The organism is Chryseobacterium pennae (assembly GCF_003385515.1).
Classification (GTDB): domain Bacteria; phylum Bacteroidota; class Bacteroidia; order Flavobacteriales; family Weeksellaceae; genus Chryseobacterium; species Chryseobacterium pennae.
In genome coordinates this window covers 35,354-55,920 of record NZ_QNVT01000002.1, presented here as the reverse complement: position 1 = coordinate 55,920, position 20,567 = coordinate 35,354, and the positions used below count along the sequence as shown (strand labels likewise).

The 20,567-nt window shown below is 37.7% G+C and carries 15 protein-coding genes; 13 read left to right on the top strand and 2 right to left on the bottom strand.

The features are described from left to right. Positions 1-43 precede the first annotated feature (43 nt). The 12 genes from hisG to DRF65_RS02725 all read left to right on the top strand — a co-directional run bounded on the left by hisG (position 44) and on the right by DRF65_RS02725 (position 16,070). Positions 44-901 (top strand): ATP phosphoribosyltransferase, encoded by an 858-nt coding sequence (gene hisG, locus DRF65_RS02780; protein WP_115968737.1) that lies wholly within the window; start codon positions 44-46, stop codon positions 899-901. Positions 902-1,060: 159 nt separating this feature from the next. Continuing rightward, a complete protein-coding gene (hisD, locus tag DRF65_RS02775) occupies positions 1,061-2,335 on the top strand; it encodes a histidinol dehydrogenase (protein WP_115968736.1) in 1,275 nt (424 codons plus the stop codon). A gap of 4 nt (positions 2,336-2,339) precedes the next feature. Beyond that, entirely contained in the window at positions 2,340-3,365 is a 1,026-nt protein-coding gene (gene hisC / locus DRF65_RS02770; protein ID WP_115968735.1) for a histidinol-phosphate transaminase, read from the top strand. 2 nt (positions 3,366-3,367) lie between these two features. Next, positions 3,368-4,462, top strand: a complete 1,095-nt coding sequence (hisB, locus tag DRF65_RS02765; protein WP_115968734.1) for a bifunctional histidinol-phosphatase/imidazoleglycerol-phosphate dehydratase HisB — start codon at positions 3,368-3,370, stop codon at positions 4,460-4,462. Between the two features lie 65 nt (positions 4,463-4,527). After that, positions 4,528-5,109, top strand: a complete 582-nt coding sequence (gene hisH, locus DRF65_RS02760; RefSeq protein ID WP_115968733.1) for an imidazole glycerol phosphate synthase subunit HisH — start codon at positions 4,528-4,530, stop codon at positions 5,107-5,109. Beyond that, positions 5,109-5,831, top strand: a complete 723-nt coding sequence (gene hisA, locus DRF65_RS02755; RefSeq protein ID WP_115968732.1) for a 1-(5-phosphoribosyl)-5-[(5-phosphoribosylamino)methylideneamino]imidazole-4-carboxamide isomerase — start codon at positions 5,109-5,111, stop codon at positions 5,829-5,831. Before hisH ends, hisA begins: the two co-directional genes overlap by 1 nt. After that, on the top strand, positions 5,824-6,576 hold the full coding sequence (gene hisF / locus DRF65_RS02750) for an imidazole glycerol phosphate synthase subunit HisF (RefSeq protein ID WP_115968731.1): 753 nt from the start codon (positions 5,824-5,826) through the stop codon (positions 6,574-6,576). The genes hisA and hisF overlap by 8 nt, the downstream gene beginning before the upstream one ends. After that, positions 6,573-7,160, top strand: a complete 588-nt coding sequence (gene hisIE / locus DRF65_RS02745) for a bifunctional phosphoribosyl-AMP cyclohydrolase/phosphoribosyl-ATP diphosphatase HisIE (RefSeq protein WP_115968730.1) — start codon at positions 6,573-6,575, stop codon at positions 7,158-7,160. The genes hisF and hisIE overlap by 4 nt, the downstream gene beginning before the upstream one ends. Before the next feature lie 219 nt (positions 7,161-7,379). Continuing rightward, positions 7,380-8,999, top strand: coding sequence for a T9SS type A sorting domain-containing protein (locus DRF65_RS02740; RefSeq protein WP_115968729.1), 1,620 nt, complete (start codon positions 7,380-7,382; stop codon positions 8,997-8,999). 13 nt (positions 9,000-9,012) lie between these two features. Continuing rightward, a complete protein-coding gene (locus DRF65_RS02735) occupies positions 9,013-12,273 on the top strand; it encodes a hypothetical protein (RefSeq protein WP_123947262.1) in 3,261 nt (1,086 codons plus the stop codon). 5 nt (positions 12,274-12,278) lie between these two features. Next, the gene (locus DRF65_RS02730; protein WP_115968727.1) at positions 12,279-15,662 is read left to right on the top strand and encodes a DUF6443 domain-containing protein; all 3,384 of its coding nucleotides are present in this window, start codon (positions 12,279-12,281) and stop codon (positions 15,660-15,662) included. 3 nt (positions 15,663-15,665) lie between these two features. Next, positions 15,666-16,070: a hypothetical protein gene (locus tag DRF65_RS02725; RefSeq protein WP_115968726.1), complete on the top strand. Its 405-nt coding sequence runs from the start codon at positions 15,666-15,668 to the stop codon at positions 16,068-16,070. Positions 16,071-16,234: 164 nt separating this feature from the next. Here the strand turns inward: DRF65_RS02725 and DRF65_RS02720 are convergent, their stop codons facing one another. Further along, positions 16,235-17,227 (bottom strand): RHS repeat protein, encoded by a 993-nt coding sequence (locus DRF65_RS02720; RefSeq protein ID WP_123947261.1) that lies wholly within the window; start codon positions 17,225-17,227, stop codon positions 16,235-16,237. Positions 17,228-17,352: 125 nt separating this feature from the next. Continuing rightward, positions 17,353-19,629: a catalase/peroxidase HPI gene (katG, locus tag DRF65_RS02715; protein ID WP_115968724.1), complete on the bottom strand. Its 2,277-nt coding sequence runs from the start codon at positions 19,627-19,629 to the stop codon at positions 17,353-17,355. A 470-nt stretch (positions 19,630-20,099) separates the two neighbouring features. Between katG and DRF65_RS02710 the strand changes: the two genes are divergently transcribed. Then, the gene (locus tag DRF65_RS02710; RefSeq protein WP_115968723.1) at positions 20,100-20,567 is read left to right on the top strand and encodes a heme-binding domain-containing protein; all 468 of its coding nucleotides are present in this window, start codon (positions 20,100-20,102) and stop codon (positions 20,565-20,567) included.

Genomic DNA, 20,567 nt, shown 5'->3' with positions numbered 1-20,567 from the left:
TCAACAGATCAGCTTTTATTTACTCGGACTCAAAAAAGACGAAATGAGTAAATTAAAAATTGCGATTCAGAAAAGTGGCCGTTTATATGAAGAATCCCTGCAGCTTCTCAAAGACTGTGGAATTTTTGTCAACAACGGAAAAGATCAGCTTAAAGTTTCAGTAGAGAGCTTCCCGATGGAAATCATGTATCTCCGGAATTCAGATATTCCTCAATACCTGGAAGATGGAGTGGTGGATGTTGCCATCGTGGGCGAAAATCTTTTAATTGAAAAACAGAAAAAGATTCAGATTGTTGAGAAACTGGGTTTTTCAAAATGCCGTGTTTCCATTGCGGTTCCCAAAGAAATTGAAACTGATGATCCGGCTTACTTTCAAGGCAGAAAAATAGCCACTTCTTATCCTAACACCCTTAAGAACTTTTTAGAAACAAAAGGAATCACATCAGATATTCACGTGATTTCCGGTTCTGTAGAAATTGCTCCAAACATTGGGCTTGCAGACGGAATCTGTGATATTGTAAGCTCCGGAAGTACCTTATTCAAAAACGGATTGAGGGAAACCGTTACTTTATTGAAATCAGAAGCTGTTTTGGCTCAAACACCACAGCTGTCATCCGAAAAAGCTGCTATTCTCAATAAATTTCTTTTCAGAATTCAAGCCGTTTTAAAAGCAAAGAATTCAAAATACATCCTGATGAATGTTCCCAATGATAAGATCCAAAAGGTAGCAGATGTACTTCCGGTACTGAAAAGCCCTACTGTAATTCCATTGGCTGAAGAAGGCTGGAGCAGTATTCATTCTGTGATTGATCAGGAAAGATTCTGGGAAGTTATTGATGAACTGAAAGAAAACGGTGCTCAGGATATTCTCATCATTCCTATTGATAAAATGGTCATGTAAAGCACAAAGTAATGAACTGTTAAGAAAAGAAGAGAAAAGAAAAATTAAGATAAGTTAAGTTTGAAAATACCTTCAATTATCGTTTTAATCATTCTTAGCTCCTTAAAAAATCTTAAGTCAAAAAATAACAATCAATTTATACTAAGAAAAATAATACAGATGAAAATATATCGATATCCAACAAAAGAAACATGGGCAGATCTGGTACAGCGCCCCGTTTTTGAACGGGAAGAAATTAGCGGATTGATCTCAGAAATTTTTAATGAGGTTGAAAACAACGGAGATAAAGCTCTTATTGCATTTAATAAGAAATTTGATAAAGCAGAAACAAAAAGTATCTCTGTTCCTGAAAATGAGATTGATAATGCAGAAAATGAATTAAGCAACGAGTTGAAACTGGCTATTCAGGAGGCCAAAGAAAACATCTATAAATTTCACGTTTCACAAAATACTGAGGTTCAGAAGATTGAAACTACAAAAGGAGTGGTGTGCTGGAGAGAGAACCGGGCTGTAGAAAAGGTGGGGATTTATATTCCGGGAGGTACAGCACCCTTATTCTCAACCGTTTTGATGCTTGCAGTACCTGCTAATATTGCCGGGTGTAAAGAAATCATTCTTTGTACGCCACCAGATCAAAACGGAGCTGTTAATCCTGCTATTTTGTATGCTGCCAAAGTGTGCGGAATTTCAAAGATCTTTAAAACAGGAGGTGCTCAGGCAATTGCAGCAATGGCTTTGGGTACAGAAAGTATTCCAAAAGTATATAAAATTTTTGGTCCGGGAAATCAGTTTGTAGTAGCAGCAAAAGAATATGCCCAACGGTTTGGAGTAGCCATCGATATGCCAGCAGGGCCAAGTGAGGTGCTCGTGATAGCTGATGAGCAAGCCATCCCGGAATTCTGTGCAGCAGATTTGCTTTCACAGGCAGAACACGGTAGTGATAGTCAGGTTATCTTCCTTACGACAGACCTTAAAGTTTTTAATGAGACGGTTGGGTCCGTTGAACAGCAAATTAGGGACTTACCTAGAAATGAAATGGCAGGAAATGCACTTGAAAACAGCAGTTTTATAGTATTAAACAGTCTTGAAGATGCCATTGAGTTCAGCAATTTATATGCTCCGGAACACCTTATTCTGGCGATCAGGGAATTTGAAAAATATATTCCTTATATTCAGAATGCGGGATCTGTATTCCTTGGAAATTATTCCTGCGAAAGTGCCGGAGATTATGCCAGCGGAACCAATCACACCCTTCCAACCAATGCCTATGCAAAGAACTATAGTGGAGTATCTCTGGACAGCTTTGTAAAGAAAATTACCTTTCAGTATTTATCCAGGGAAGGTCTTCAGAATTTAGGAAAAGCAATAGAAGTAATGGCCGAGGCAGAAGGCCTTTTTGCCCACAAAAATGCAGTATCAATAAGATTAAAATAATAACATGAGCACAATAAGTATCAATACACTGGTAAGAGAAAATATTTTAAAACTAAAACCGTATATAAGTTTCAGAGATCATAATGAATTTAATACCCCAACATTTTTAGATGCTAATGAAAGCCCTTTCGGGGAATGGAACCGTTATCCGGATTCTACCCAGAAAAAGCTTAAAAACAGCTTAGCAGAACTTAAAACTCTTTCTCCTAGGCAGATCGCTATAGGAAACGGAAGTGACGAGCTGATTGATCTGATTATTAAAATTTTTTGTGAGCCTAAAAAAGATGCTATTCTGATGATGAATCCATCGTTTGCAATGTATGGTTTTTATGCCACTATTAATGAAAACAGGGTTTTACAACTGAATCTGGATGAGAACTTTGAGATTGTAAAAGATGACTTTTTAAAAATAGTACAACAAGAAGCTATCAAAGTTTTCTTTTTATGCTCGCCTAATAATCCAACCGGTAACAGTACTGAAGATATTGAATTTTACCTTCAGAATTTTAATGGTATTGTCGTTGTAGATGAAGCTTATATTGAGTTTTCCGGTAAAAAGTCAAGTTTGGAACTGTTGGGTCAGTATCCTAATCTTATTGTTCTTCAGACCTTTTCTAAAGCCTGGGGTATTGCAGGAGCAAGAGTAGGGGTTGCCTATGCTTCGGAAGAGATCATTCAGTTGGTCAATACAGTAAAAGCGCCTTACAATGTTAATGCATTGAGCCAGGAACTGATCCTGAAAGCACTTGAAAATGAAAATCAGTTAAAAGAAAATGTCCGTGATATTATCACAGAACGTGAATGGTTGCAGGATCAGTTTAACAATATTGAATGTATTACCAGAGTATTTCCAACAGATGCTAATTTCTTTCTGATCAAATTAAAAGATATAGAAAATGTTTATACACAAATGCTGGAGCAGGAAATATTGACCAGTAGGAGAGATCCTGCAATTCCCGGCTGTATCAGGATTAATATAGGCAACCGTCTGGAAAATGAAAAATTGATTAACCTTTTAAAAAACATATAAGGATGAAAAAAGTATTGTTTATCGATCGGGATGGTACCCTGATTATAGAACCCCCCATTGATTTTCAGGTTGATTCATTGGAAAAACTGGAATTCTATCCCGGTGTTTTCCGGAACCTTGCAAAAATTGCCAATGAACTGGATTATGAATTGGTGATGGTGACCAATCAGGACGGGCTGGGTACAGAAAGTTTTCCTCTGGATACCTTTACTCAGCCTCATGAAAAAATGATGAAGGCTTTTAAGAATGAAGGAATTATTTTCAGTGATATTCTTATTGATAAAAGTTTTGAACACGAAAATCTGCCCACCCGCAAACCAGGAACAGGAATGCTTGGAAAATACATCTATGGTGATTACGATCTGAAAAATTCCTATGTAATTGGTGATCGAATAACGGATATTCAACTTGCTAATAATTTGGGTTCTAAATCTATTTTCTTAAACCAAAACTTTAATAATGAAGCAGATTTGGTGACAACAGAATGGAGTGAGATTTACCAGTTCTTAAAGTCTGGAATGAGAAGAGCCAAAGTCTATAGAAAGACCAATGAAACGGAAATAGAAATTGAAGTGAATATCGACGGAAATGGAAAATCTGAAATTTCAACAGGGCTTCATTTCTTTGATCACATGCTGGACCAGATCGCAAGGCATGGTAATATGGATCTTCGCATCCAAGTAAACGGAGATCTTCAGGTGGATGAGCATCACACGGTTGAAGATACGGGAATAGTGCTGGGAGAAGCCATTTTAAAAGCCTTAGGAAAGAAAAAAGGAATCGAAAGATATGGTTTTCTGCTCCCTATGGATGATTGTCTTTCGCAGGTAGCTATTGATTTTGGGGGTAGGCCATGGCTGGTATGGGATGCTGAATTTAAAAGAGAAAAAATAGGGGATGTTCCCACAGAAATGTTCTTTCACTTTTTTAAATCTTTTACAGATTCTTCAAGAACCAATTTAAATATTAAAGCAGAAGGAGAGAATGAGCACCACAAGATAGAATCAATTTTCAAAGCTTTTGCTAAAGCTGTGAAAATGGCAGTCAACCAATCTGATAGTAACTATAATTTACCTTCAACCAAAGGAAGTTTATAAATACATAAAAGATTGAATTTAATTTAAAATCTACTGTCAATGTTAGTAAACTATTGTAAAAACTTATGATCGCAATAATAAAATATAACGGAGGCAATGTAAGCTCCGTACAGAATGCTTTAAACAGGCTAAATATCAGCTCAGTCATTACAGATGATCATGAGCAGATCATGAAGGCAGATAAGGTGATTTTTCCTGGTGTAGGCGAGGCTTCATCTACCATGAAACTTTTGAAAGAAAAAGGACTTGATAAGCTTATTCCTATATTGAAACAGCCTGTTTTGGGAATATGCCTGGGAATGCAGCTGATGTGTAAAGGAAATGAAGAAGGAAATACCGAAGGAATGGGGATTTTCGATATCAAAGTAAAAAGGTTTCCTCCTTTGGAACTTGTTCCTCATATGGGCTGGAATACTGTTTCGGGAGGTAATTCTTCATTATTTTCAGGAATTACCCCGGAAAATAATGTTTATTTTGTTCACAGCTACTACTGCGAGTTATCAGAATTCACCACTTCTGTGTGTGATTATATCCTTCCATTCAGTGCTTCTTTACAGAAAGATAATTTTTATGCAACACAGTTTCACCCTGAAAAATCAGGAAGCGTAGGCAGCCGGATACTCAACAACTTTATAAATTTATTATGATGAAAATTATTCCGGCTATCGATATTATTGATGGAAAATGCGTGCGTCTGTCCAAAGGAGATTACAGCACAAAGAAAATATACAATGAGAACCCTGTAGAAGTGGCCAGGGAATTTGAAGACTTTGGGATTCAGTTTCTTCATCTGGTGGATCTTGATGGGGCGAAGTCTAAACATATTGTAAATCAGAAAGTACTGGAAGAGATCGCAAAATGTACTTCGTTGCAGATTGATTTTGGAGGTGGATTAAAAAGCTTACAGGACATTGAAACAGCCTTTGATTCCGGTGCCAAACAAATCACATTAGGAAGTATTGCCGTACAGGATCCTGAGTTTTGTCTTACGATCATTGAAAAATATGGTCCTGAAAAAATTATTCTGGGCGCCGATTGTGATAACAGGAAAATCAAGACCTCCGGTTGGCAGGAAGAAAGCGATGAAGATATTATAGATTTTATTCTCGATTATCAGAAAAAGGGAATGCAAAGCACAATATGCACCGATATTTCAAAGGATGGAATGCTGGAAGGGCCTTCAACAGGTCTCTATATTGAAATTTTATATAAAACCTCATTACAGCTGATTGCCAGTGGTGGTATTTCGGGGATTAAAGATGTCTATAAAATGAAAGATATCGGATGTGCAGGAACCATTATCGGTAAGGCTATTTATGAAGGAAAAATAAGTCTCCAACAACTTCAAAATTTTATTGAAAATGCTTAAAAAAAGAATTATTCCATGTCTGGATATTAAAGATGGAAGTACAGTGAAGGGAATCAATTTTGAGGATCTTAAAAATGCCGGAGATCCGGTGGAACTTGCCAAAAAATATGAACTGGAAGGGGCTGATGAGCTTGTTTTTCTTGATATTACGGCGACCATTGAAAACAGAAAAACATTTGTGGAATTGGTAGGAAAGATCGCCAAAGAGCTGAGTATTCCCTTTACCGTTGGGGGTGGAATTGCCTCTGTGGAAGATGTAAGAAAGCTTTTGGAGGCCGGAGCAGATAAGATCAGTATCAATTCCTCTGCGGTAAAAGATCCAAAACTGATTGCTGAGCTGGCTAATGAATTTGGAAGCCAGTGTGTAGTAGTTGCAATCGATACTAAAAGAGTCAACCAAACAGATCTTGTTCACATTAAAGGCGGAAGAGAAGCTACAGAACTGGGCACTGTAGAATGGGCCAAGAGAGCAGAAGCATTAGGGGCCGGTGAAATTCTTTTAACCTCTATGGATGGTGACGGAACTAAAAATGGTTTTGATCTTAGCATCACAAAGCAGGTTTCAGAACAGATAACAATCCCTGTAATAGCTTCCGGTGGTGCGGGAACAGTCAATGACTTTGTTAAAGTTTTTAATGAAACTAAGGCTACGGGAGCATTGGCAGCCAGTATATTCCACTTTAATGAAATAGGGATTCAGGAGTTAAAACAACAGTTAAAAATTCAAAAAATAAAAGTACGATGAATATTAATTTTAAAAAAGATAATGGCCTTGTTCCGGTAGTAGTCCAGGATGACCGGACACTGCAGGTGCTGATGTTGGGATATATGAATGAGGAGGCTTTTGAGAAAACAAAAAAAGAAAAAGTGGTTACATTCTTCAGCCGTTCCAAAAACAGACTGTGGACAAAAGGAGAGGAGTCCGGTAATTTTTTAACAGTGAAGAGTATAGCTATAGATTGTGATCAGGATACGATACTGATTAAAGCCGTTCCCACTAATGTGGTATGCCACACAGGAAATTTCAGTTGTTTTGGTGATAAGGATGCAAAAGGTTTTTTATACGAGTTGGAAGAGACGATATCTCAAAGGATTGACGGTAAAGTTGATGGATCTTATACCTATTCACTTTATCAGAGAGGAATGAATAAAATGGCTCAAAAAGTAGGTGAAGAAGCGGTAGAGCTAGTTATTGAAGCTAAGGATGATAATGAATTGCTCTTTAAAAATGAAGCAGCTGATCTTTTATATCATTTACTGATTTTATTAAAAGCAAAAGGATTTTCCCTGGAAGAAATTGAAGAAGTTCTTCAAGGCAGGAATCAATAAAACCTTCAGAATTTCTGAAGGTTTTTTTATGAAAATAAAACACGACAGGTTCTGTCGTCGTGCTGTGGTAGATTTGTATAATTAGAATAAAGTATGAAAATTAACCTGATATTATAAATACTTTGTATTAAATCATGTCAACGTGATATTTTTGTGTTAAAAAAAGTTAAATTTGCGAAAATTTGAAAACTAATCATTAAACTCAAAAACAACACGGGAATGAAAAAGATTTATCTCAGTGCATGTACTGTATGCACAATTCTTGGCGTATCTGCCCAGAATGTTCTCTGGCAAAAAGATGTCAAGTCCTCTACTCAGGATTTCCTTAGCCAGGTCACTACCACTATTGATCAGCAGTATCTTATCACAGGAAGCTCTATACAAAGCGACAAACAGCAAACTTCAGGAAGTAAACAGAACAACGGCTATGATTTTCATCTGGTTAAACTCAATCAGCAAGGAGATAAAGCCTGGGAAAAGTATTTCTCAGGAAACAATCACGATTATTTATCTGCAGCAGTCAGCACTCAGGAGGGAGGATTTCTTTTAGCAGGAACCTCATACTCCGGAAAAGGACTGGATAAGAAAGAAGATTCCAAAGGCGGTTCAGATATCTGGCTGATCCGAATCAATGAATCCGGAGATGAATTATGGCAGAAAACGCTCGGTACTGCTTCCGATGAAGAAGCTAAAGCAGTCATTCAAAGTGCAGATTTAGGCTTTTTCGTTGCCGGAAACGTACAAAACTCTTCCCAAGGGTATGGCTCCAAAGATGTCTGGATCACCAGACTCGACAAAGGCGGAAAAGAACTCTCTCAATTGATAGTAGGTGGAAAAGGTTTGGATGAAGTAGAGAAAATGATTCCTACAAAAGATGGTGGAGCCTTATTGGGAATTTATTCAAGGAGCTCCGAGGTGAAAAATTTCGGGGTAAAAAATCCTGAGAGTCAATCTTCAGGTGAAAGATCTGTCAGTTCAACAGCCATTAGCCAGACGCCAAAAGTCAGCAGCAACTTTGGTGAAGGCGACTACTGGATCATCAAACTGGATAAAAACGGAAAAGTAGAATGGGAAAAGAACTATGGTGGAAAAGGAGATGACCATATCAGAACCCTGTCTTTAACCTCAAATGGCTATATCATTGGTGGGGAATCCAGATCCGAAAGATCAGGAAACAAGACTGTTGGAATTGAAGAAGGAACCGATCTGTGGCTGATTTCTTTAAATGAAAAAGGTGATGAACAGTGGCAGAAATCCTACAATTTCAAAAACCGTGATATTCTGATGGGAGCAAGCGTAATCCATTCAGGAGACGACAAATCCTCGAAAGGAATTCTGTTAGGTGGTTACACCCAGGCAGAAGGAAGAATAGAAAAAGATGATGAGACCTTCTGGATGATCTACCTGGATGGTAATGGAAACGAACAGTGGCGAAAACATGTAAGCGGAGAATCCAGACAGAAAGAAGAGAGACTTTCAGATTTGAAACTCAACAGAGACGGTTCTATTATTTTAGCAGGAACCAGTGCCAAAGAATTAGGGAAAGAAAACTGGAAGATTGTAAAACTTGGTGATAAACAGGTAAATGACCTGATTGAAAAGTATGATATCAAGATCTATCCCAATCCTGTATCTGATTATGCTTATATAGAAATAGGTTTTGATTTTAAAGAGGCTGATATTGTGCTCTATGATATGAGCGGAAGACAGCTTCAAAATTTGAAAACAAAGAACAATGTGACTAAGATTAATACCCAGGCTTTGGTGCAGGGAGCTTATCTGGTTACCATAAAAACGGATACTAATAAAACAGCGAATGCAAAGCTGATTAAGAAATAAAAAACTAAAAATCATGAAGAAAATATATGTGTCAATAAGCATGCTTCTGGTATTTCAATTATACAGTGGGCAGGCATCACCCGAGCCCAATAACAATTACGGACTCCCTAGAATAGTGGCTCCATCACAGGAGACATTTGCCAGCAGCAGGATCAGCTTTGAACAGTCTTCCAATGGTGATTTTACCCATCAGGTTCCTGTTTATACCCAGCTCCGTACTCCCATATCCTTAAACTACTCCAGTGGAGTGAGGGCAGATGATATCGGAACCAGTACAGGAATGTCGTGGATGCTGACAGCTCCAGGCGTTATATCAAGGGTTGTAAAAGATGAAACAGACGAAAACAACACAAACTGGAAACCTGAAACGGTAAATGAAACTGCCAATCTCGCCCAAATAAGAGAAGCCGCAAGAACAGGCAACGAAATGGATACCGAATACGATTGGTTTAACTTTTCAATTGCCAATGGGTTGTCCGGAAGTTTCTATATTAACAATACCTTACAGGTTTTTACCGAATCCAAGGATAAAGTCAAAATTGAGATCACTGATCTGAATCTACCTGTTTTTGGTTACGGAAAACTGTTCCGTTTTAAACTGACGGACAAAACCGGAACGGAGTATTATTTCGGGGGAGCGGTAGAAAATATTGAAAGGTCTACCACCCAGAGTGCAGGACCTGACCGTAAGGCCATCACGGGCTGGTATTTATATAAAATCATCGGCCCTGACAAACGGGAAACCAATTTTACCTACATTACAGAACCCCTTACTTATTATTCCTCTTTGAATGCGGGTTTTAGTTTACTTGGCAAATGCCCGAGTGCCTCATCCGGCTCTCAGTATACATATAATGATATCGTTAAAAGCAAAGTTATCCAGCAGTCCTACAAGCCGAGACTTACCCTTATCTCAGAAGATGACAAGAATGTTTCTTTCATTTATGGAAAAGCGAGAAATGATTTGTTTAACAGCAATGCTGAAAACAATCTTCTGACTTCCATTGAGGTAAAAAACGGGAATTTGCTTATTGAAAAATTTAACCTTGAATATCAGGATGTCACATCGTCCGCAGCAGCTACTTATTACGGGATTCCTTCCAACGAAACATCTACACGAAACAGACATTTTTTAAAATCATTAAAAAACGTGACCAGGAATACCAGTACGGATTTCAGCTATTACAGCCCTGAAAAACTTCCTGCAAGGTTTAGCCTGGATACGGATTATTTTGGATATCCCAATAATAAGAGTAATTCTTCTCCTTTTCCTGCTCCTCGTCCTACCAACAATTTTGGTATTTTTCAAAGTTTTGGTGCTTATATGCCTTTAACGATCCTTTCTGCTAATAAAGAGGTAGAGCCATCATGGGCTTCCATTGGTAACTTAAAACAGATTACCCATCCTACCAAAGGGATTTCTGAGATTTTTTATGATCCCAATTCAAGCGCTGGAGCCACCACGAAAGAAGTGATGGAATTAGGAGGTGTGGAAGCCCTGTATACTCCCTGTGATCCATCACATAATTTTCCTACCGGGACATTTACTTTTGTTTCTAACGGAACGGATATTCATTACTTTGCAGCGGCAGGTCCTTATCCGGCACAAGGATGTTACGAGCCGGAGCCTAAGCTAGTCAAACATACTTTGACTATTACGGATGAAACAACAGGAACGAATGTACGTACTGCTGCCGGCAATGGTACTAAAGAATTAGATTCTGACGCCCCAGGTTCTTCTGCTATAGCTACTGTAGCCGGACATACTTATAAAGCGACATATACGGTTAAAGGAGTCGCCGCCTCATCTGGCGTTGCTTCAATTTACTATAATGCCCATAACGTTACCACCTATGAACCGGTATATTTTGGAGGAAGCAGGGTTTCGTCTATTAAAGAATCTGATATAGAGGGAGATAGCTATACCCGGAAGTTTTATTATAATTCCCTGGCTAATATTAGCAGTCCCAAAACTTCAGTGGCAGACTTTAACCTGAACTATATAGGTGCAAAGGCGGGCGAAACTTCAATACCTTGTACGTCAGGATCCAATAATTTTCCATCCGTAGAAATAGTGAATATTTATACAGGCAGTCAGAATAATTTACTCCCAAATTTCAACCATAGAAAAAATAAGGTTACCTATACTGATATTACAGAAGTTATAGAAAACAAAAGTGCCATAGAGAGAAAGTTTAGCTATATTCCCAATGCAGAGTACAATATTGGAAGATGGCCAGCTATTTATAATATCCCAGGTACTAATTCCGGAGAAGAAAAATCTTATTTACTGCTGGAGGAGAACAGGTATCAATATGAAAATGTGGCTTTTAAGAAGCAGCTTGTTAAGACGTACAAATATGAATACAGCCAGCTGAAAAGCCTTAAAAGCTATGTCTTTAAAGAAAATTTCACCTATAATCCGAATCCTAATGAAGACCAACTACTCAATATATCGTACGGTTCTTATGAAAATTATTACGGGTTTTATAATCCCACGGAAGTAAAAACTACGGAATCTCTGCCTGACGGTTCTGCCATGACCAGCACCAGCTTCAGTAGTTACGGGAATCCTAATCATCACCAGGTAACCTCTTCAAAAACGGTCTATGCTGATGGCTCTGCTCATGAAACCACGTACCAGTATGCCCATGAAAAAGGAAACCAGAAGTTGATCAATGCTAATATGATAGGTGTTCCGCTGGAAACTGCTGTAACTAAAATACAAAATGGGAATAGTCCTTCCGGAAAAATCATCTCCAAAATGGAAACCCGTTATGATGATTCTGCAACTTTATTTCCTACATCTGTCATTTCTACCGGACTTCAGGGTAATACAACTACCGAAGTTATATATGATCAATATGATTCCAAAGGGAATATCCAGCAGTATACTACAAAAGATGGTATTCCTACTGTTATTATCTGGGGATATAATAAGACTCAGCCCATTGCGGAGATAAAAGGTGCAAAATTAACAGATATACTACAGTCACTTATTAATTTGATTGTCAATGCTTCCAATACAGATGAGCTGGCCGAAATCAATAATGATGAAACAGTACTCTTAAAAGCATTGAGAAGTTTTAGAGAGAGGCTTCCAGAATATCAGATCTCTACATATACTTATGACCCGCTTGTAGGAATTAGAAGCATTACTCCGCCGTCGGGGATTACAGAATTCTATTATTATGATTCTGCTAACCGCCTTGACAAGGTAATAGATGCCAATGGAAAGATCCTGAAGGAAATGAAATACAACTATAAAAACTAAAACCGATGAAAAAAATAATAATCCCCATAAGCATGCTGCTGATTACCCATTCAGTGTATGCCCAGCTTACCCCGCTCCCTAATACGGAGAATTACATACAGACCAAAACCTATCTGGATTATAATGGATCTGTTCCTACAAAATCTTCTGAAACAGTAGGATATTTCGATGGCTTGGGAAGAGCCAAGCAGGTAGTGAATGTAAAAGCTTCCCCATTAGGAAGAGATGTAGTCACTCACATCGAATATGATCAGTTTGGAAGACAGACAAAAGATTACCTTCCTGTCCCACAATCAGGAACTCAGAATGGTGCCATTATTACCAATCCTTTATCCAATGCAACCCAACCTGGGATTTATGGGTCAGAAAAGATCTATTCAGAAAAGATGCTGGAAAAATCACCTTTGGACAGAATCATGCAGCAGATTCAGCCCGGTAACGACTGGGCCAATAAACCTGTAGGATTTTCATACGAAGCCAATATGGCTAATGAAGTATATCAGTATACCACGAAAACAACCTGGGAGAACGGAGCTACCAAAAGCGAGCTTATTCTGGCTTCAGCTACTTCCTTCTATGCTCCCGGAACCTTGTATAAAAATGGAGTCACTGATGAAGACGGGAACCTGACGGTGGAATTCAAAAATGGAAGGGGTCAGACCCTGATGGTGAGAAAGATCATTACCAATGCATATATAGACACTTATTATGTGTATAATGAATATGACCAGTTGGCTTTTGTTATTTCCCCCAATGTGGCAAACCAACCAATTACGGAAACATTACTGAATGATCTCTGCTACCAATACCGCTATGATGGCAGAAACCGTCTGGTTGAAAAGAAATTACCCGGCAAAGGCTGGGAATTGATGGTGTATGATAAAGCAGACAGGTTGATTTTGACACAGGACGCTGTAATGGGATCCAAAGGTAAATGGCTTCTCACCAAGTATGATATTTTTGGAAGAGTGATCTATACAGGAGTACTAGTATCAACAGCCAAAAGAGCAGTATTACAGGATCTTATTAAAGACCTGGTCATTACCGAACCTCGCAGTACCCAGGGATTTATCAGAAATGGGATGACGATTTACTATGTCAATAATTATTTCATGGTGGATACAGAAAGTATTCTAAGTGTCAATTATTACGATACTTATCCTGAATATACCTTTAATCCGCCATTTCCTTCCACCATTCAGGGAGTACCTACTTTAACTGAGAATCTTCACGAAGGAAGAAGTACCAAAGGGCTTCCTGTGATGAGCCTGGTAAAGAATATAGAAAATGACAACTGGACCAAAAACTACACCTATTATGACACCAAAGCAAGAGCTATTGGAACTTATTCTATCAATCATTTAGGGGGTTATACCCAAACAGAATCCAAGCTGGATTTTGCCGGAGTAGCTCAAAATGTTGTTACCAGACATAAAAGATTAGCAACCGATACAGAAACAGTGATCACAGAAAACTTTGAGTATGATCACCAGAACAGGCTGCTTGTCCACAAACATCAGGTAGGTGGAAATCCTGTGGAAATCCTCACCCAGAATACATACAATGAACTTTCCCAGCTTGAATCTAAAAAGGTGGGTGGAATTTCTGTAGGAACTTCACTCCAGCAGATTGATTATAAATACAATATCAGAGGCTGGATGACTAAAATTAATGATCCTGCTAACCTGAATGGGAAACTGTTTGGGTATGAAATAAAATACACTAATCCAGTTAATCCACTCTATGCCACTGCAAGATACAACGGTAATATCGCAGAAATAGACTGGAATACCTCCAACGATAATGTATTGAGAAGATATACCTATGATTACTATGCAGATAATAAACTGAAGTTCGGACATTATTCCGAACCCTGGGCAACAGCACCTCAAAACAGTTTTTACAGTGAGTATATTATTTATGACCTGAACGGAAATATCAGCCAGTTATACCGTAATGCTAAGAACTCCACTACTGGAGTGGCAATGCAGATTGATGATCTTACCTATAGTTATGCCGGAAACAGGCTTTTGAATGTAAAGGATAATGCTCAAAATAATTTAGGATATGTAGGAGGAGGCAATACCATCTCCTATGATGATAATGGGAATATGACAAGCCATATTGATAAGGATATCACTACAATTAACTATAATTACCTGAACTTACCGACCGAAGTAAATTATATTGACCCCAATACCAAACTACAATTCTTATTTAGAGCAGACGGTACAAAACTGAAAAAGACTTACAATTACTTTAATTTACGAGCAGGGAAAGTTATTACTGCCAATACAGAATATTTGGATGGATTTCAATATACAGAAGCAAGCTTGAAATTTGTTCCTACTTCAGAAGGTTATTTTAATTTTGAAAATAATAAGTATATTTACAATTACGCAGATCATTTAGGAAATGTACGATTGAGTTATTTCAAAAATGGTACGGGAATAGAAGTTCTTGAGGAGAATAATTATTATCCTTTTGGGTTGAAACACGAAGGGTATAATATATTAGGAGGTAATCCAAACTATAATTACAAGTACAATGGTAAGGAGCTGCAGGAGACCGGGATGTATGATTATGGGGCTAGAATGTATATGCCTGATATTGGAAGATGGGGCGTGGTGGATCCGCTGGCGGAGAAAATGACGAGACATAGTCCTTATAATTATGCTTTTAACAATCCAATCAGATTCATTGATCCAGATGGAAGACAAAATAAAGATGTAATTATTACTGGAGGTGCAGCAGATGCTGCGTTAAAAGAATTGCAAAAATCGGTTTCTTCTGAACTTACTCTAAGTAAAGATAGTAATGGTAAAGTTTCCTATAAACAAAATAATCTCAGTAAAAAACTATCTGGAGATGCTCAGCAATTAGCTAATGCAATTGATGACCATTCTGTGAAAGTAAACGTAAAGGCTGAAAATACAAATACAACTGAAGCAGGACTTTTATATGTTGGAGGTACTTTTTCTGGAAATAAGACGAGTTATCAATTAAGTAAAGACGGTAATTCTATTAGTGCTATAACAGAAACAAAACAAGAGGTAAATCCTACTGTTTTAGGGGCGATGAGTGATTATTTTGGAAAACCTGGCGCAGATATGCTACATGAAGTAACCGAATCATATCAAGGAGCTTTAATTTCCAGAAAATTTGGAATAAATGCAGGGGTTGCTACTCAAGCTGAAAATGATAATCCTTTTAGTATATATAATGCAGCTCATAATTCTGCAACTCCGCAAACAGATGCATATGATGTTAGATATTTTGATAAAAACGGAAAAGCCTCTAATATTTTATACAAAAGCGGTAAGGCTGAATTTTTTGTGACTGACCCAAGTGGTGTTAAGAAACCTAAAGTTGTTCAAACCTATCCTTAATTTATGAAAAAGATAATATTTACTTTAGCATCATTATTCATTATATATTCTTGTGGAATAAAGCCAAAGATTAGTGAAGGGTATAATTATAAAGTTATTAAAATTGACTCTATTGAAAATACATATTTGATATATGCAGAAAAAATAGATGCCAGTATAAAAAATACTGCAATAATAAAAATTGTATCAGCAAAGACTAAAACAAACTGTAAAAGAAAAGATTTGATTATTGTAGATAAGAATTATAAATTCAATCTTATTTCTCTGTATCCTAAAAATTTGGTATCACACAATCTTAGAGGTATTACTTATAATGGTACATTAATTCCTTTTGACAGAGAGTATAATGTTAAAAAAGATTTATTTATAACTGATAATATAAATGGGCTTTGTTATAAAGAAAAATAAAAATTCGCTCATTTGAGTCAAGTTTTCATTTACATAATGTTTTGTAATTTAGTTCGTTTTAGGAAAGCCCTGCTCCCGCAAGATTTTATCGTGTGGCAGATAAAAATAAAACCACCGCAAAATTGCGGTGGTTTTTATATTTCATTAAGGACATTTAATTTCCCTTAGTAATAGACAATTTTTCTATCTGTTACTGAAATTTTATCACCGTTCAATGTAAAGCGCTTCATCTGAATCCAATTATGCTGTGAATCGTATGTATATTCATATTTAACAGATACTCTCTCATCTATTTTTCCATTTTCAATGACTGTTAGTTCTGTAATATTTCCATATTCATCAAATGTTTTCTTTAACTCAGAAAAAATACTTTCTTTATCATTCACAACCTGCTGATAGATCGCATTTCCTTTCTTATCATACTTCCATTTCCGAACTATTGGATAAAGTCCGGTTTCTTCCTGCATAATCAGGTTATTGTTACTGTCATAGCTGTAAGTAGTTTCAGTTTCCCCTTCAGGCAGGTTATTAGATGTCTTTTCACTTATCAGATTTCCGTTCTTATATTGTTTGATCCATTGGGTAGTCTGTTTAGGTTTTGACTTTTCATAAGACGAATAACTCAAAACAGCATCATTCATTTCTTTGATATCGTTAATATATTCCCGTCTTCTAATGGTATCTTCGTTATTTTTAGTCTTTGAGAATTCAATTTTTTTATCACTAATAACGATTCCTTTTTTGTTAAGGGTCAACCTATTTACTGACTTTTTCTTATCACTTTCTTCAAACCCTACTGTTTTAACGGCATTTCCCATTGCATCATAATAATATTGGTATCTTCTCCCAAATTCATTGTTTTGAAGATAAGCGGTTTCTTCCGTCAAATTTCCGTTCTCATCAAATTTATAAATAGTTTTTGTCACCGAATGTTCCATATCAGCATGGAGAATAGACTGTTGGTATCCTGTAACCTCAATCGATTTCACCCTGCCCTGTATCTGCAGTGTTTTATAGTTTTTCTGAAGTATCGGAACCTTTACTTTAGAAGCAGACACCATTGGAAGATCCTCTTGTTCTTTAGCCTGATTTTGATTCTTTTTTTGACAGGAAATCAGCATGAGTACAGATAATGATAGTAGTAAAATTTGTTTCATTGAATTTTTAGTTTTTCTCAGGAACGAAGTATTATTGCCAGTTTCCACAAATTTCGGTATTTCTTTGGTAATAAAAAAGACAGCCATTACTGCTGTCTTTTACTATTTTTATTTAAAATGCTTATTTAAGCCAGATCAAACCTATCCAGATTCATCACCTTCGTCCAGGCAGAAATAAAATCATTGATAAATTTACCTTGTGCATCAGCACTTCCATACACTTCTGAAATCGCTCTTAGTTCAGAGTTCGATCCGAAAACAAGATCGGCACGGGTAGCCGTCCATTTTGGCTGACCTGTTTTACGGTCTGTTCCCATATATACTTCTTTATCGTCTGACATTGCTTTCCACTGCGTTCCCATATCCAGAAGATTCACAAAGAAATCATTGGTAAGAACTCCCGGACGGCTGGTAAATACACCATTTTTTGAACCGTCAAAATTAGTATCCAAAGCTCGCATTCCTCCCACCAATACGGTTAATTCCGGAGCAGTAAGCGTTAACAACTGAGCTTTATCAATTAATAAGGATTCTGTAGAAACCGTGAATTTTGTTTTCAGATAATTACGGAATCCATCCGCTGCAGGTTCAAGATATCCCATAGATTCTATATCAGTCTGCGCTTGAGAAGCATCCATTCTTCCTGGTGCAAAAGGAACTTTCACATCGTGTCCTGCGTTTTTTGCAGCAGCTTCAACAGCTCCACTTCCTCCTAAAACAATTAAATCCGCTAAAGATATTTTCTTACTTCCATTTTGAGCATTAAATTCATTTTGAATTCCTTCCAATACTCCCAATACCTTTTGTAATTGAGCCGGATTATTGACTGCCCAGTTTCTTTGAGGCTCTAATCTTACTCTTGCACCATTCGCTCCTCCCCTCTTATCACTTCCTCTGAAAGTAGAAGCAGAAGCCCAAGCTGTTGAAACTAATTCAGAAATACTCAATCCTGAATTCAGAACTTTTGCTTTAAGAGATTCTACATCAGCATCATTTACCAATTCATGATCTACTTCCGGAATAGGATCCTGCCAGATCAGTTCTTCCTGAGGAACATCCGGTCCCAGATAACGGGCACGTGGTCCCATATCTCTGTGCGTTAATTTAAACCACGCCCTTGCAAATGCATCTGCAAATGCATCTGGATTTTCATAAAAATGTCTTGAAATTTTTTCGTAAACAGGATCTAATCTTAAAGAAAGATCCGTGGTAAGCATTGTTGGTCTATGCTTTTTGTTAGGATCAAATGCATCAGGAATAATCTCTGCACCAGCCTTCGCTACCCATTGGTGAGCTCCAGCAGGGCTTTTGGTCAGTTCCCATTCATTTTCAAATAAGTTTTTAAAGAAATAATTACTCCATTGAGTCGGAGTCTCAGTCCAGGTCACTTCCAGACCACTGGAAATAGCATCTCTTCCGCTTCCTGATTTATAACTGCTTGACCATCCTAATCCCTGCTGTTCAATCCCTGCTCCTTCCGGTTCTTTACCCACATGATCTGCAGGGCCCGCACCGTGAGTTTTTCCAAAAGTATGTCCACCTGCAATTAAAGCAACTGTTTCCTCATCATCCATTGCCATACGTCCAAAAGTATCTCTGATATCTTTAGCCGCTGCAATCGGATCAGGATTTCCGTCCGGACCTTCAGGATTTACATAGATTAATCCCATTTGTACTGCTGCCAGTGGATTTTCAAGGTTTCTGGAGTGAATATCTCCATCTGCATTATCATCGGTAGGAAGAACCGCTACATGTCCTTCTACAGCTCCTTCGGATCCGTGAGCATAACGGATGTCACCACCCAGCCATGTCTTTTCTGATCCCCAATATACATCTGCATCCGGTTCCCATACATCTGCTCTTCCTCCTGCAAAACCAAAAGTTTTGAATCCCATAGATTCAAGGGCAACATTTCCTGTAAGAATTAAAAGGTCTGCCCAAGATATATTTCTCCCATATTTCTGTTTGATGGGCCATAATAGTCTTCTTGCCTTATCAAGGCTTACGTTATCCGGCCAGCTGTTCAGTGGGGCAAAACGCTGTTGTCCTGCTCCGGCTCCACCTCTTCCATCTCCTACACGGTATGTTCCGGCACTGTGCCAGGCCATACGGATGAATAACGGTCCGTAGTGACCAAAATCTGCAGGCCACCAATCCTGGGAGTCAGTCATTAAAGTGTGAAGATCTCTTTTCACAGCCTCAAGGTCAAGACTTTTAAATGCTTCTGCGTAATCAAAGTCCTGATCCATAGGATTAGACAGTGATGAGTGTGAGCGCAGAAGATCTACTCTTAACTGATCCGGCCACCAATCTTTGTTTTGAGTTCCCTCACCTGCTACATTCTGCTTCATTGTTCCGTTATGAAACGGGCATTTACTGATGTCATTCAAATCTTTTTCCATTGTCGTTTATTTATTTTTTTATATTGATTAATACAGTTTAAGTAACTTCATTGTTGTAAGGTCATGACAAACTTACAACGTTCATTCAATAAATACAATCTATTAATAATTATCTCAATGATAGTTAAAAACTATAAAGAAACATTCCCGACAGCATCCGAGCTAAAGACACAATTGTGGTATTAAGTTAGTCATTTTTTAAATCCATTCAACTCCTTCTACTCTATTTAGAATAACTCAATGTAAGGAGGAGGAGATGGAAGCGGGAGGCTGGAAGATGGAAGTTTATTGCAGACGGGAAAACAATTTAGGACAATTGTATCGCTTACAATATTCCCTCATCTCATATAAAAAAAGAATATTTCCTCTCCGTTCTCTAGTGCCTCCAGCTTCCTTCTCCCTGCTTCCAGCCTCAAAACATTCCCATTAAAAAAATTACCTATCTTTATAATCCACAAACATAAATCCCTATGAAAAAAGTAGCAGTCATTCTCCTTGTCGCCTTTATTTTCATTCAGTTTTTTCCTATTGATAAAACCAATCCGCGTCCTACACCCGGCATGGACTTTTTGAAAATAAAAAATACTCCTGAAAAAGTAGCTAAGATTATCAGGACATCATGCTATGACTGTCATTCCAATGAAACTAAATATCCGTGGTATGCTGATATTTCACCCACTTCATGGTTTGTGAAAAATCATATTAATGAAGGCAGAAAACATCTTAATTTTTCTACCTTTGCAGTATATGAACCTCAAAGACAGCTTCGTAAACTGGAGGAATGTATAGAGATGGTTGAGAAAAAAGAAATGCCGCTTGAATCCTATTATCTAGGACATCAGGATGCAAAACTGACCGATGAACAGCGGGCAGAACTTATTCAATATTTCAAACAGGCCAAAGAAGACACAGAAAGAAGGATCATGTTTAATAAATAA